The organism is Trichococcus palustris (genome assembly GCF_900114465.1).
Classification (GTDB): Bacteria; Bacillota; Bacilli; order Lactobacillales; family Aerococcaceae; genus Trichococcus; species Trichococcus palustris.
In genome coordinates, this window is the sequence record NZ_FOTD01000001.1 from 175,518 (window position 1) to 191,495 (window position 15,978).

General features: G+C 48.0%; 8 protein-coding genes. 6 read left to right on the forward strand and 2 right to left on the reverse strand.

Annotation, left to right across the window (positions count from 1 at the left end):
- Positions 1-74: 74 nt before the first annotated feature.
- From BM101_RS00740 to BM101_RS00750, 3 genes are all read left to right on the forward strand, one after another.
- Complete coding sequence (locus BM101_RS00740; RefSeq protein ID WP_087031394.1) at positions 75-3,749, forward strand: PD-(D/E)XK nuclease family protein; 3,675 nt, start codon at positions 75-77, stop codon at positions 3,747-3,749.
- The gene (addA, locus tag BM101_RS00745; protein ID WP_087032094.1) at positions 3,749-7,558 is read left to right on the forward strand and encodes a helicase-exonuclease AddAB subunit AddA; all 3,810 of its coding nucleotides are present in this window, start codon (positions 3,749-3,751) and stop codon (positions 7,556-7,558) included. The genes BM101_RS00740 and addA overlap by 1 nt, the downstream gene beginning before the upstream one ends.
- A gap of 373 nt (positions 7,559-7,931) precedes the next feature.
- Positions 7,932-8,630 (forward strand): triose-phosphate isomerase, encoded by a 699-nt coding sequence (locus BM101_RS00750; RefSeq protein ID WP_087031397.1) that lies wholly within the window; start codon positions 7,932-7,934, stop codon positions 8,628-8,630.
- A gap of 934 nt (positions 8,631-9,564) precedes the next feature.
- On the opposite strand, the gene BM101_RS00760 is transcribed toward BM101_RS00750, so the two are convergent.
- The gene (locus tag BM101_RS00760; RefSeq protein WP_087031403.1) at positions 9,565-10,122 is read right to left on the reverse strand and encodes a GNAT family N-acetyltransferase; all 558 of its coding nucleotides are present in this window, start codon (positions 10,120-10,122) and stop codon (positions 9,565-9,567) included.
- Between the two features lie 433 nt (positions 10,123-10,555).
- Entirely contained in the window at positions 10,556-10,783 is a 228-nt protein-coding gene (gene relB / locus BM101_RS00765) for a type II toxin-antitoxin system RelB family antitoxin (RefSeq protein ID WP_087031407.1), read from the reverse strand.
- Positions 10,784-11,225: 442 nt separating this feature from the next.
- On the opposite strand from relB, the gene BM101_RS00770 reads away from it, so the two are divergent.
- The 3 genes from BM101_RS00770 to BM101_RS00780 all read left to right on the forward strand — a co-directional run bounded on the left by BM101_RS00770 (position 11,226) and on the right by BM101_RS00780 (position 15,855).
- Positions 11,226-11,594 (forward strand): MarR family winged helix-turn-helix transcriptional regulator, encoded by a 369-nt coding sequence (locus BM101_RS00770; protein WP_087031410.1) that lies wholly within the window; start codon positions 11,226-11,228, stop codon positions 11,592-11,594.
- Between the two features lie 151 nt (positions 11,595-11,745).
- The gene (locus BM101_RS00775) at positions 11,746-12,849 is read left to right on the forward strand and encodes an NADH-dependent flavin oxidoreductase (RefSeq protein WP_087031412.1); all 1,104 of its coding nucleotides are present in this window, start codon (positions 11,746-11,748) and stop codon (positions 12,847-12,849) included.
- Positions 12,850-12,978: 129 nt separating this feature from the next.
- Entirely contained in the window at positions 12,979-15,855 is a 2,877-nt protein-coding gene (locus BM101_RS00780; RefSeq protein ID WP_087031415.1) for a sigma 54-interacting transcriptional regulator, read from the forward strand.
- Positions 15,856-15,978: the final 123 nt, after the last annotated feature.

Below are 15,978 nucleotides of genomic sequence, written 5' to 3' on the forward strand. Positions count from 1 at the left end.
CCTTAAACCCAATGTTTCACCATCCCCTTATGGTAAAATGGTCTTATTGATTCAAAGGAACAGGAGGGGATCCGATGGGGTTACAGTTTACATTAGGCAAGGAATCAGCGGATAAGAAGCAGGCGATCTACCAGAAGATTTCACGGATAATGGCGGAGGAGCCGGATGCAAATATATTTGTGCTGGTGCCGGAGCATGCGAAGTTTGAGGCGGAGATGTCCATCCTGGACAAGCTTTGGGAACTGAATGGTTTCAAAGGCCAGGACATGATGGGTTCGATGAATCTGCAGACGTTCAGTTTCAGCCGGTTGGCATGGTATCTACTGAAGAAATCGCCGATTTTCCAGCAGCAGCAATTGACCGAAGCAGGTTTGAGCATGCTGGTCCGGAAGATCCTTTTGGAGAAGGAGAACGACCTGGTCTTATTCCGGCGCGAGGCCAACAAGGAAGGCTTCATCCAACAGCTGACGGACTTGTTCCTTGAGCTGAGGAGCGGCCGGATCGAAGAGGAGGACCTGAAGGGCATCCTGGCGAAACAGGACGACTCTTCCAACGGAACGGATTTCCAGCTCAAGCTGGAGGAATTGACGGCCCTTTACCATGCCTTCAACGCGGCGCTCTTGGACAAGTATCTGGAGAAGGAATCGATCCTCGAGGCGCTGGCCGGCGTCATCGCAACGATGGATATGCAGGACACCTATATCTTCATCGACGGCTATTACCGCTTCACGGCCCGCGAACTGCAGATCGTCACGACCCTTCTGCGTGCAGCGAAGCAGGTGACGATCACATTGGCGCTGGATAAGGCGTACGTCAGCGAACCGCCGGCCATGCACCAGCTGTTCTACACGGCCGGCTCGACCTACCATATGCTGTACCATCTGGCGCGCGGCATGGGTGTGCACGTCATGAAGGACGAATGGATCGCGAAGGATACGGACGGCTACGGCGCCGGCATCCTCCGCTTGGAGGAATATTGGATTGCATCTTCCGACGTGAACGGCAACAAGCTTCAGGATTCGTTTGCATTGACGGAGGAGCAGCAAGAAAACATCCAGATCTGGGGATGCGAAACGAAGCAGGCGGAAGTCTTCCATGTGGCGAACCACATCAAGAAACTGGTCGCCGAGGAAGGATACCGCTACAAAGACATCCTGATTCTGGCACGGACGGTCGAGGAATACGAGACAATCGTGAAGCCGATCTTCGACCAGTCCGGGATGGACGTCTTCTACGACAAAGCCGACGCCATGAAGCACCACCCGTTCATGGATTTCATCGATGCATTGTTCCGCATCCGCCAAAATTATTGGCGCTATCCGGACATCATGCGCTTGCTGCGGACGGAATTGCTGACGCCGGCAGCGCACGGCAATCCGGAAGCGCTGGAGGCGACGCTGAAGGAAATCCTGCAGTTCCGCGAAAAGGTCGATGTGACGGAGAATGTGCTGCTCGCTTACGGTTATGAAGGCAACAGCTGGATGTCGAAACAGGACTGGTACTTCGCGACCTTCGCCGACGAAAACGGCAACGCCAACCAAAGTGCGGAGGACAAGAAGATGCAGGAGACCGCAAACGAGGTCCGCAACTTCCTGAAAGATCTGCTGATCCCGTTCTACCAGAAGATGGTGAAGGCCAAGACCGGCCGCGAAGCCGCGACGGTGCTGTACCATTTCCTCATTGCGGCCAAAGTCGACAAGCAGATGATTTTCTGGCGTGATGAGGCGCTGGCGCAGGAGGATTTGACGCTGGCGCGCCAGCAGGAGCAGATCTGGAAAGTGTTCCTGAATCTGCTGGACGAATACGTCGAACTGCTGGGGGACAGCCCCTTCAACGCGGCGGCCTTCCATGAAATCCTGTTGACGGGATTCCAGAACGCGACGTTCAGCCTAGTGCCGCCGAGCATCGACCAAGTCGTCTTCTCGAGCATCGAGGGGGCGCGTTTCGAGCCGTCGAAGGTGGTCTTTTTGATGGGGATGACCCAGGACCACCTGCCGGCCCAGAAGGAGACCAAATCCCTCCTGACGCAAGAGGACCGGGAGCAGCTCAGCGGCTCCTTGAGCGAGGAGAAGTATCTGCATCCGACGACCGCCGAATCGATGGCAGCCGAACCCTACGTCGCCTATCAGGCGTTCCTGTCGGGCACGGAGAAGGTCATCTTCAGCTATCCGATGAGTTCGGAGGACAGCAAAAAGTCGCCGAAGCTATCGCCCTATGTTTCGCGCATCGCCAACGCCCTGAACATCCCGGTCGTGGTGAAGCCGCAGGACATCGCAGACGCGGGCGACACGACCGCATTCCTGGGCACGAAGGAACAGAACGTCAGCCAGCTTGTCCATCTGCTGCGCAAACAGCGTTCCACGAACGAAACAATCCCGACGCTGTGGAAATACATTCTGGCGTACATTGCCAAGGATCCGGAAACGAAGGCAATCATGCAGCAGGTCTTCGCCAGCCTCTGGCACAAGAATGTGCCGAGCAAGCTAACGGCGCCGGTCGCCGAACAGCTATACGGGAAAGACCTCTATCTGTCGGTCTCGCAGCTGGAACGCTATTTCGAAGATCCGTACAGCCACTTCCTACAATACGGATTGAAGCTGAAGGAACGGGCCAAATACGAACTGTCCGCGGCCGGTACGGGCGAATTCTTCCATGAAGCCTTGGAACAAATCGTCAACCAGCTGAAGAGCAAACTGATAGATACCGATAACCTGACCGAGGAGACGGTGCAGCACATCGCCGATGAAGTCCTGAAGATCCTCTACGGGAAGGAGAAATACACAATCCTGTCCACCTCGAACCGGATGGCCTTCATCCGCGACCAACTAGGGGAAACAATCCAGAAGATGGCGTGGGTCATCAACCAGCACGGCAAACGGACGGCCCTGAAGAATGTCAGGACCGAAGCGGTATTCGGCCAGATGGGCGGCGAAGCGATGCTGGAAGGCCTGCATATGCCGCTCAAAAACGGCGGCACGCTGCACATCCGCGGCAAAATCGACCGGATCGACTTGGTCAATGCCGGCAACGAGAACTACCTGACCATCCTCGACTACAAATCGAGTGCGCACAGCTTCAATTTCTCCGATGCCTACTACGGCTTGGCGATGCAGATGATCACCTATCTGGATGTGGCGCTGTCGAACGCGGACAAGCTGCTGGCCGGGAAAACTTTGCCGGCGGGGGCGTTCTATCTGCACGTCAAGAATCCGTTCATCAAGCAAAATTCCTTCCTGACGCTCGAGGAATACCAGCAGACGATCATTTCCGACTACAAGCTGAAAGGTCTGCTGTTGAGCGACCCGGCCGTCTTGGATACGATCGACCCGGCCGTGGAAAGCGGCCAGTCGTCGGAAGTGTTCCCGTTCAACAAATTGAAGGGCGGCAACCTGGGCAAGAAGAACGAATTGATCACGCTGGATGAATTCAATCGCCTGATCGGCAAAAACCGGGCGAATATGGTGGAAGCCGGCGAGAAGATCCTGTCCGGCGACCTGAAGCTCGATCCGATCAAGGACCGGCCGTATACGCCGTCCGTCAGCGGGCCGTACCGTGCCATTTCGCAGTTCGACAACACCCTGCCGGAGAACCGCTACCGCAAGTACATCAAGCTGTCGAAGGAAGAAGTGCTGGCGAAGATCAAAGAAGAGCAGGATAAAGAGCAGGATAAAAATCAAGATGAACAACACGAACCGAACGGCGCGAATCATTTGAACGAAGAAACCAAGCAGGAAGGGGATGAGCGATGATGACGGGCATTCCGGCACGCACACCGAACGAAAAATTTACGGAAACGCAATGGCAATCGATCTACCAGACCGGCGACAACATCCTCGTTTCCGCATCGGCGGGGTCAGGCAAGACGACCGTGCTGATACAGCGGATCATCGAAAAAGTGAAGGGCGGGACGAACGTCGACGAGTTGTTGGTCGTGACCTTCACCGAATCGGCCGCGAAGGAAATGAAGGAGCGGATGACGAGCGCCATCCAGTCCGCCATCAACCAGGCGGAGACGCAGGAACAGTATCTGCACCTGATCAAGCAGCTGTCGTTGATGCCGCAGGCGAACATCTCGACGATCCACGCCTTCTGCCTGAAGGTCATCCAGCGCTATTTCTACCTGATCGATCTGGACCCGGTCTTCCGCTTGCTGGCGGACACGATCGAAGTGGAGTTGCTGAAGGAGGACGTCTGGGAAGAGGTGAAGGAGGAACTTTACGGCGAACCGGACACCTTCTTCAAGAAATTGGCGAAGGCCTATTCGAAGGACCGCAGCGACGAAGACCTGATGAAGCTGGTCTTCTCGCTCTACGAGTTCTCCCGGGCGAATCCGAACCCTTACCGTTGGCTGGATTCCTTGCCTATGCTGTACAACACAGACGAAGGACTGGTGAACAGCCTGCTCTACAGGGAGCTGCTGAAGCCGCAGATGCTGAGCCTGATCGAAGGCATCCGATACGATGCCGAACAGGCCCTGCACCTGGCCGGTGAAGACAGCGAAACGGCACCGCAGCGGGAACTGTTGGAAACGGAGTGCGGCTATGCCGTCCAACTGCTGGAAGCGATCCAACAGGACGACTACGAAAAGGGCTACCGCATCGTGACGGAGCAGCTGAACTTCGCGCGCTGGACCGGCAGCAAGAAGGCCGACGACGATGAACTGAAGGAGCGCAAAGGCCAGCTGAAGGACCTGCGCGACAAGTACAAGGAAGATTTCGGCGCTTTGACGAAGCAATACTTCAACCGTCCGCTGGCGGAACAGGAGCAGGTACTGCAGGGCATCCGCCCTTACGCCGAAGAAATGGCACGCGTCACGAAGCGCTTCTCCGAAGCCTATTGGGAACGCAAACTGGCGGACAATGTGCTAGACTTCAACGACCTGGAGCATCTGACGCTGCAGATTTTGGCGCCCTTTGCCCCCAACGGCGAACGCCAGATGAGCGATGCCAGCGCTTATTACCGCAACAAATTCCAGGAAGTGCTGATCGACGAATACCAGGACGTGAACCAGCTGCAAGAAAGCATCCTCTATTGGGTCACGCGGCACCAGCCCGAAACCGAGAACTTGTTCATGGTGGGTGACGTCAAACAGTCCATCTATGCGTTCCGCTTGGCGGATCCGAGCTTGTTCCTACGCAAATACGCGGCCTTCGCCGACAAGAACGGCGGGGAACGGATCATCCTGGCGGAAAACTTCCGTTCGCGCACAGAGGTCATCGGCTTCACGAATTTCATCTTCGAACAGCTGATGGACGAGCGGGTGGGGCAGATGGCCTATGACGAAGCCGCGAAGCTGCAGGCCGGCAACAAGTCCTTTCCGGAAAGCGAACGCAACCAGACGGAGCTGCTGATCTACCTGTCGGAGAATGCGGACAGCGATGAAGAAGTCCTCACCGAAGAGAACGATCTGGAGGCAGACATGACGATCGACGACAAGACCGCCGGCGAAGTCACGATGGTGGCGCAGAAGATCAGGGCTTTGATCGACGAGCATTTCCCCATCTACGACAAGAAAACGAAGAGCGAACGGCCGCTGTCGTACCGCGACATCGTGCTGTTGACGCCGACGAAGAAGAACAATCTGGTCATCCTGGAGATCTTCAAGGACTTCCAGATACCGGTCATCTTGAACGACACGGAAAGCTATTTCCAGCGGACCGAAGTATCGATCATCCTGTCGCTGCTGAAGGTGATCGATAACCCGCGGCAGGACATCCCGCTTGCGGCCGTGCTGCGTTCGCCGATCGTCGGCCTGGACGAGAAGCAGCTGGCGCTGATCCGCATCCATCACAAAAACGGCGACTTCTATGACGCCGTGCAGCATTTCATGATGCTGTACAATACCGGCGCCATCGGACACACCGCTGAATTCAAGGACATCCACACGCGGCTGGAACGCTTCCTGGCGCAGTTGGCCGAATGGCGCAACCTGTCCAGACGGAGCAGCCTGGTCACACTGATCTGGACGATCTACAACGACACCCACTTCCTGGACTACGTCGGGGGGATGGTCGCCGGCAAACAGCGGACCGCCAACCTGCACGCTTTGTACGAGCGGGCCAAGAAATACGAGGAAACGAACTACAAGGGTCTGTTCCAGTTCATCCGCTTCATCGAGAAGATCCAGCAGCGCGACAAGGATTTGGCGGAGCCGACCTCCTTCAGCGATGACGAGGATGCCGTGCGGGTGATGACCATCCATGCCAGCAAAGGGCTGGAATTCCCGGTCGTCTTCCTGATGGACCTGTCGAAGCGCTTCAACCTGAGCGACACCCGCAGCAGCTACATCTTCTCCGAGAAATACGGCCTAGGGACAGACTACTTCGATGTCGACCAACGGGTGCAGTACCCTTCCTTGGCGCGCCAGGCGCTCGCCATCGAGAAGAAGAAGAATCTGTTGGCCGAAGAGATGCGGAAATTGTACGTCGCTTTGACCCGGGCGGAACAGAAGTTGTTCCTGGTCGGCTCCTACAAGACGGAAGAGAAGCTGTGGGCCGATTGGCATGTGGCGGACGGCACGCGCGGGAAGATGCTGCCGGACTATCTGCGCCTGCAGGCCAGTTCGATGATGAAATGGCTGGGCATGTGTCTCTACCGACATGAGGACGCCGAAAATGATTATTTCCACCGCGAATACAAAGGCGAATTGACGCATTATCCGGTCCATTTCGCCGTCAGCACCTTCCGCGAGGAGGATCTGCTGTCCTTCATTCCGGTCGCCTTGGAGGAGATCAACGAGTCCGAATGGAAGGATGAGATCGAAAAGATGGCGAACGGGAAAGTGGAGCCGCACGACCATTCCTTGGCGGAGGACATGCGCTTGGCCGTCGCGCTGATGGAAGCCAAATATCCCCACCAGGCTGCGACGACGACAACCAGCTACCAGTCGGTGTCGGAGATCAAGCGCTTGTTCGAGGACCCGGATGAGACGCATATGCTGAAGCTCGATCTGGCGGACACAAAACGCGTCTCGCGCTATGTCGAGCCGGACTTCCCGCACCCGAAATTCATGCAGGAGACCGTGACGCCGACAAGCGCCGAAATCGGGACCGCAACGCATTTCGTAATGCAGTCGGTGGATTTGACGCAGGACATCACGGAAACGTATGTCGCGCAACTGTTGCTTGAATTGGTGGGTGATGGCCTGCTACAGGAAGCCGTGGCGGCAAAAATCAACGTGGAACAGATCGCGTTGTTCTTCCAGACGGCATTGGGCCAGGAAATCCAGGTGAATGCCGACAAGGTGCGACGGGAAATGCCGTTTTCGCTCCTGATACCCGCCGGCAGGATCTTCGCGGAGATTTCGGAAGAGGACGGGGACAACCTGTTGATCCACGGTATCATCGATGGTTTCATCGAATACGAAGACAACATCGTCCTGTATGACTTCAAGACCGATTTCGTCAGCGATCGGCCACCGTTTTTGCCGGAGAACATCGTCGAGAAGTACAAAGGGCAGATGAACCTGTATAAAAAGGGTCTGGAGACCATCCGCCACAAACCCGTCAGCGCGGTCTATATCTGTTTGCTGTCGAACAATACAAATATTTCCATCTAAAATGGTGTGGGTGGGATAAACAGAAAGAAGGTGGGGCAGCCCTAGATTTAGATCTAGGTTTGTCCCACCTTCTTCTGTTATCTGTATATCTTGCTGATGCTTTTTGGACACAACACCATTACCTTTGGTAGCCATCTTGTTTCCGCATGTAGATACTTTGATATATAATGAAGATGAGAGAGAAGTTGAACCAAAGGAGGACATGGGCGTAACAACTGCGTTAAGCATAGCTATATCTATGGCAATCCGTTAGAACAAGCCCGCCAACTATCTAGAATTGAAAAATTTAGCTGATAAAGGTATGAGTGAGGTCCTTAAACATCACGTTGATGTATTTCACACCCAAGAATGTGATAAATGAAAGGAGAAAATCATGGCAAAAACTAATATCCGCACACCATTCTTTGTTTTTAACCCCAAATCCTATTTGTTTGGAGAAGGCTTATTGGAACTAGTCAGAGAAGCAGACACACTAGCAGAAGAATTTCCGATTTCAATTTTTGTAACCGCTCCCTTCGCCGATATTGCAGCTGTTTCATCAAATTCCAAAAATATTATTGTGACAGCTCAGCATTTAGATGGCATTTATCCGGATAAAGGAATGGGTCATGTGTTGCCCGAATCACTTTATGAAGCAGGTGCACGTGCAGTATTTCTAAATCACGCTGAAAAACCCTTGACTCTGAATGGTCTAGCTAAAGCAATTTCGCGCGCAGCTGAACTTGAAATCATAACAATTGTATGTGCAGATTCGATTGCGGAGGCAAAGGCAATAACAATGCTAAATCCCGATATTGTTCTGTGCGAACCTTCAGAGCTAATTGGTACCGGTAAAACAAGTGATGAGAGCTATGTTAAAGAAACGATCGAGGCTGTTAAGAGTCTTAATCCGAATGTATTAGTTATGCAAGCAGCTGGAATCAGCACGGCAGATGATGTCTATAGAACAATTTTGCTGCAAGCTGATGGAGTTGGATGTACCAGTGGTATAGTGAAGGCAAAAGACCCCAAAAAAATGCTAAGAGATATGGTCCAGGCGACTGTAAAAGCATCAAATAAAAATAATAAATAAGGAAAGGAGACTCTATTAATGGAAGCGTAAAAAATAAATTATTAATGGAAGAACTAATTTTACTCGATCTTGAAGCTGAAAATTCAGAAGTAGCCTTTTCAAAACGGGATTAGGGTAGGAACCCCAAGTGAATGCAGATAGGGGGTAAAACGGGAGATACCGTTCTCGCTGCTGATTTCGGCAAGTAAAATATTCACGGATATTCCCGAACATTTCGAAGAAAATCTTTTGGATCCACGGTATCATCGACGGCTTCATCGAATACGAAGAAAGCATAGTCCTGTATAAGTTCAAGACGGATTTCGTCGGCAATCGGCCACCTTTTTTGCCGGAGAACATCGTCGAGAAGTACAAAGGGCAGATGAACCTGTACAAAAAAGGGCTGGAGATCATACGGCACAAACCCGTCAGCGCGGTCTATATCTGCCTGCTGTCGAACAATACAAATATTTCCATCTAAGCAGTGGTGCGCATGAGATAAACAGAAAGAAGGTGGGGCAATCCTAGGTCTAAATCTAGGATGTCCCACCTTCTTCTACTTTTTATATATATCCTACATTCCCGAATTATTATAACGAGGTATTGAAAAAGCCCATACCTACAGTCTTATCTAATAATCCACGTTATAAAAAATTATAACGTGGATTGCTTTGGAATACTCTGCAAATGTTGATTTATTAAACTTTTAAGGCTCCACGTTATAATTTTAGCGGGAATGCAGGATATATGTTTCCGATGCTTTTCCGATACAACACCATTTACTTTGGCAGCTATTTCGGTCTCATCCTATAAAAGCACATCCTTCGCCCAATCTTCATATGAGCAAATCAAACAACTGAAAAATAAGGGCGTCTAACATACCATGCAAAAAGTGAATGAGGAGAATTGGCGTAAAAAACGGAACTGCTAAGATTCGCTTAGCAGCTCCGCTTTTCTATGACATTGGGGCGTTATTCCATACTATGTCACCAATTTTTCGGTTATTTTCCCTATCTTCATACCGTATCACTTCAAAATTGTGATTCTTATAAAAATGTTCCAACCTATCCCAATGGTCCCCATCAACATTGGATATCCACCCGGATATACGATTTATATTTCTTTTCTTTGCGATGTCAATAAGGGTAGAAAGAAGTATACCTCCATAGCCTTGGTTAACTAACTCTTTTTCCATTTCAATATCTTCTAAAGAAATGCTAGTAAAGTTTTCATTGAAGAACGCATTTAACATCGGATCTCGTCCAAGCTTCTTCCCCTTTCGGGTTATGACTCTAATTCCAAGGAAAATCCTCCTTTCTTCCTCTTTAGGAATATCGTCATAAAAGTGTCTGTATAGTATAAGACTGGACTTTTCTTTTGGGATTACAGAAACGACTTCAAAACCTTTATTTTTTAAACTTTCTGTGTGATTATTTAATATCTCTTCAATATCATTTTTTCGCCTTAATGGTGAACTGTTGAAATTACGGAACAGCTGCTTAAGTATATCCATGGGTAACCACCTTTTATTTTTTACAAAAATGAGCTCGCGTTTACTATGTATTATTATATACCTAATGTTACAAATATTTCTTCTTTAAAAAAATTCCCTATTGAGCGTGATCGAGGAGAGCGAAATAATGAAGGAGGATAGTGTTGCCAGTTTGCGGCATTACTAACTTCCTTTTCTTATTTATGGGTAAATCTTCATGACATAGTCTACTTCAAAAAACTCACTTCCATAAGTCTGCTATAGATATTCCCTTATCTCTAATTACTATAGGAAAATCAAATGGAAGTTTAGCTTTATATCACAAGCCTTCAAAAGTCGAACCTTTATTTGAAACTCCTCCACCGATAGAGAGATTGTGCTTACCATTGCCTTTTTAAGGTGTACCCAAAAATGACACGGACAAGTATTTATTTTTTTGTATTCTTAGAGTAGATTATAAGTGTCTAATAATTACTGCCATCATCTCATCAAAAGAAAGGACTTGAGGGTTCTCATGGTGTTGCTTCATGGCGGCGTGGTAGAGTTCTAAGTCAGTTTCATCTTCAAATTTTTCCAATATTGCATTCCTGATGAGAGTGGATATCGTAATATTTTTTGCCTTCGCATATTCTCTGATCAATTTTTCTTCCTCTTCATCCAGATGCAATAATATGTTACTCATTTTAACCACTCCTTTATACGTACATTGTATTGAAAATGCAACTATCGTTCAAATGTTTTGGATGCCCTTTAGGGGTTATTTGCTTTCTTAATGAATAATCCCAAATGAAACATAGGGTGCGATGATTCCATAAAGGAAAAAGCTCGGCTGGGACAAAAAAACTGACATATTCAAGTTCCTAGTGCCTATCAGAATATGCCACACCTTCTATTTTAATGAAAACGCTAAATAATTTATCTTGATTAAGTCGTTGATTATTGATAATATATACATGCGCATGCATGTATATGAACTTATTCAGTAATGATATCAGTCTTTGTGATTGTTAATTATTTGTTCCAATCATTCTAATTAGGATATACTGACTCATATACGAAAATGTTATATCGAAGAGACTTGCCTGTGAAATTTTTAGGCAGGGGATAACTATGGAGGACGTAAAATGACCAGCTTAATTGAACGATGGATAGAATTCACGCGGATGCAAAGAAGTACTGCCGAGGTTTTAGAAAACAAATTACTGGAAAGCAGTAAACTGACTTTGAATGAGTACTATGTGTTGTATTTTTTAAACAAAGCAAAGAATAAAAAAATGCGATTAAATGATCTGCAAATTGAAATAGGCTTAAGTCAAAGTGCCATGTCACGGATGATTTCGCGTATGGAGGATAAAAATTGCGGGGTAATAGAACGCCATATCTGTTCGGACGATAAGCGCGGAGTCTATATCAGTCTTACTCAAAGCGGAATAAACATGCTTGAAAAAGGACAAATAATTGTGGATGATGTTTTACAAGATCTTTTAAAATAAAACCTCCAATGAATTGACGAAAAATTTCCCCCTTTATATATGCACGCGCATGCATTCATTTAAGCAGGAGGACAAAAGGGCGTTAAGAGGCACAACGGGCAAACACCGCTATTTGAGGCAGTGAAAAAATTAAAATTAGAGGAGCGGCATAATGAATAATATTGATGATAGATTAGTGTTTCGAAGAGGATTAGCGCTAAAAAACCGCGTCGTAATGGCGCCGATGACGACTAAGATGAGCTTTTTTGATGGTGTGGTCACAACGGATGAGCTACAATACTATGCCTTACGTTCTGGCGAAGTGGGAGCTGTTATTACGGCCGCAGCAAATGTACAAGCCAATGGCAAAGGTTGGGAAGGCGAGTTAGGAGTTTACGATGACAAATTTATCCCGGGATTAAGTAAACTATCTTCCGCCATTAAAAAAAATGGGACAAAAGCGATTTTACAAATTTTCCATGGTGGCCGAATGACCAACTCAACAGTTCTTCGTGGTGAATCCACGGTCTCACCGAGTGCTATCCCCGCAGAACGTCCTGGTTCTGAAACGCCCAGAGAGCTCGCTGACTTCGAAATCGTAGAACTGATCGAAGATTTTAAGAAGGCCACGGAACGAGCGATAAAAGCCGGATTTGACGGCGTTGAACTTCATGGGGCAAATACCTATCTTATTCAACAATTCTTTTCACCTCATTCGAATCGAAGAGAAGATGAATGGGGAGGCACAATGGAAAGACGCTTCAAATTCATTAATGACTTGGTGGATGGCGTGACAGAAATTGTCGATGATTCAGAAGTTTCCAATTTTATCGTTGGTTATCGTTTTTCTCCAGAGGAATATGAAAATCCGGGGATCAGATTTGCTGACACTTTGTATCTGGTAGATAAACTCGCCGACAAACCGCTGGATTATTTACACATTTCTTTGAATGATTTTAACCGTGTTTCTGTGAGCGATGACTTTAAAGAGCATTCCATGCTGAAATACGTTCATGAAAAAATCAACGGGCGTGTGCCTCTTATTGGTGTTGGGGACGTTCGCACAAGAACGGATGCGGAAGAAGTTTTAAAGAATGCAGAAATAGTGGCTGTTGGGCGCGCGCTTATAATAGATCCGCATTGGACGAACAAAGTATTAAGCGGTCAGGAGCAACTGATCAGAAGAGAGCTGTCACAATTCGACCGCGAAGAACTGATTATTGAAAATGGTCTTTGGGCTTTCTTAGAAGGAATGATGCCTGACAGATTGATCTAATAACTAGAAGACATCAAAAATAAATATTGAAAAAAGGAGGCTGTGGAACGGCACTTTCGTAAGCTTCTTCTTTCGTTTTTTTCGGGACTATGGTACTTTTAGGGTGACGAAGGAAAAGGAGGCATCTGGATGAAACGAATTGACCGAATCTACGAGTATATCAAAATCCGCTCACAGGAGTGGACAGAATCTGCCTTTGAGCAAGAGAACGAAGGCGTGACGACTCAGGAAGTCGTGATGCAGCTCGAGATCAAACGGCCCAATGCAAGCAGCGACTTAAATGAGCTCGTGCGTCAGGGAAAACTGATCAAATCTTCTGGACGGCCGGTCAGATATGCGGATCACTCTTTGAAATGGCATAAGCGACCACAAAATAAGATGAACTCGCAGAAAGTAGACCAACCCAAGCCAACAGTAAGGCCAAACCGCGAAACACGCGTGCCTGCTTCTGAAATTTCTCGTGTTCCCGCAACCCGGGAAGGAAATAATACGGGTATCCGTGAAAAAAATAATGAGGCATTTGCGAATGTAATCGGGTCAAATGACAGTATGCGGACTCAAGTTGATCAGGCAAAGGCGGCGATCCTCTATCCTCCTAAGGGGTTAAGCTGCCTGATCACTGGACCGACAGGAAGCGGGAAAACCTTTTTTGTTCATGCGATGTATCGTTTCGCGCAAGCAAATCAAGTTTTTGCAGCTGATAAGGAGCTGGTTGTGTTCAATTGTGCCGACTATGCGCACAATCCCGAATTATTGATGGCTCATTTGTTCGGATATCGCAAGGGTGCTTTTACAGGAGCGACGGAAACGACGGACGGGTTGATCCAACGGGCAGACGGCGGCATGCTCTTTATGGACGAAGTGCACCGCCTGCCGCCTGAAGGACAAGAAATGATTTTTTATCTTCTGGATCACGGCACCTATAATCGTTTAGGCGAAACCGATAAAGCCAATAAAGTCAATGTCCGTCTTGTTTGTGCAACGACGGAAGATCCCGCTTCTAGTTTGCTGCAGACCTTTGTGCGACGCATCCCAATCGTCATTAAATTGCCGCAATTTTCGGAGCGTCCGATTGTGGAACAGGTGGATTTATTGAAGCGTATGGTCGCGATCGAAGCCAATCGAATCCAAAGAAGTATCCATGTGAAACAGGATGCAGTGAAGGCTTTGATCGGCAGCGTAACCTACGGAAATGTTGGGCAGCTGAAATCGAATGTCCAGCTTGTTTGTGCGCGGGCCTTTTTGAACTATATGAATTCCAGTGAAATATCGATTACGTTGGATGAGCTTACACCAGAGATCCAAAATGGGCTGCTCAATCTGGCGAATAATCATCGCGAGCGCTTGAATGAACTCACTCGGATACTGGAGCCCGTGCTGACGTTGGTGCCGAATGAAGGAACGGAAAGCCCGCTGATAAGCGATTCCTATGAGCTTCCTTATAATTTATATGAAATTATTGGGAATAAGGCCGCGCTGCTGCGGGAAGAGGGTCTTGATAAGGAATCCATCAACCGTTATATTACGACCGACATCAATGTCCATCTGAAGTCTTTTTATCGTGATACGGGTTTGACCTTTGACACGGAGAAAAAGCTTTCCGAAATCATTGATCAACGAATTATTCGCTTTGCAAAAAATATGTTTGAGTATGCGCAAGATCATTTGGATTATCACCTCCAACGGAATTTCGTCTATGCGATGAGTCTCCATATCAGTTCGTTTTTAAAGCGGATTCAATTAGGGGAGAGCAGCCGGACACTCCATGCAAGCATCAAAAATATGGTGGAAGATTATCCCCAAGAGTTTACGGTCGCTAAATGGATGAAACAAGAGCTGCAAAAAGAATACAGCATTAAAATCCCGGAGGTAGAGACCTATTATCTGACTTTGCTGCTGGTTTCATTAAAGCAAGACAAGGTCACAGGGCGAGTGGGTGTTGTGATTGCAGCCCATGGCAGGAGTACAGCAACGAGCATGGCGGAGGTTGTGACGACATTGTTGGGGGTCGACAATATTCGCGCTGTAGATATGCCTCTTGAGATGAAGCCCCAAGTGGCCCTCGAAAAAATTATTCATTGTGTCCAAGAAATCGATCGAGGGAGTGGAGTCATTTTGTTGGTAGATATGGGCTCGCTGGCGACCTTTTCGGAAAAAATAACAGAAAAAACAGGAATTGAGGTCAAAACGATCGACATGGTCACGACCCCGATCGTTTTGGAGACGGTACGCAAGACGGATCTTGTTGATACGACACTTGATGAAATTTATAGATCGCTCCAATCTTTTCGTGGTTATGCAGGCAGCAACGTGACCACGAGAGAAGAGAACGGGCACACTTTAAAGCGCAAAAAGGCAATCATTGCGATCTGCGCTTCGGGAGAAGGAACAGCGCAAAAGATGAAAGAGATCATCGACAAGCATTTAGAGAAATATTTTGATGTGGAAATCGAGGTACTGCCGATTTCAGTGATCGAGATGGATGAGCAGCTAGCAAACTTACAACAGGAGTATGAAATCCTGGCGACAACAGGAATCGTCAGACCAAAAATCGATGCCGTTTACATTCCAATGGAACAGTTTTTCAATGGAGATGCCGAAAAAGTATTGGACTATTTAGTAGAAGAGTCCGAATCCTATGATGATAGTGAATTGACATTGGAAAAGGCGAAGCAGATATGCGTGGAATACATGACGGAAAGCTTTACTTTCTTGAATCCGCAAAAGCTGATCGAACCTTTGTGGAAGTTTAGTCGTTCCTTATTGAAAAATGAAGAAAATTATTCCCAAATAATCAATATTTTGATGCACACCGCGGGAATGTTTGAGCGGTCCCTGCGCCAAGATACATTGATCGCACCGAAAGAAGAACTGGAAATGACTGAACAGACAGAAATATTTAAGCAGCTGGAACAGTCCTTAAATCTCCTGAGCCGCACCTTTAAAATTGAAATGCCGAAAGATGAAGTATACTATTTGCAGCAATTGTTGGCCTATCAAGATTAACGATACAGTACCCTATACACTAACGCCGAACAAGAAACAATACACTAAAACACTGCGGGTTTTAGTGTATTGTTTTTGCTTTTTTCTCCAAGGTACTGAGCCATACACTAAGTTGGCACGCTT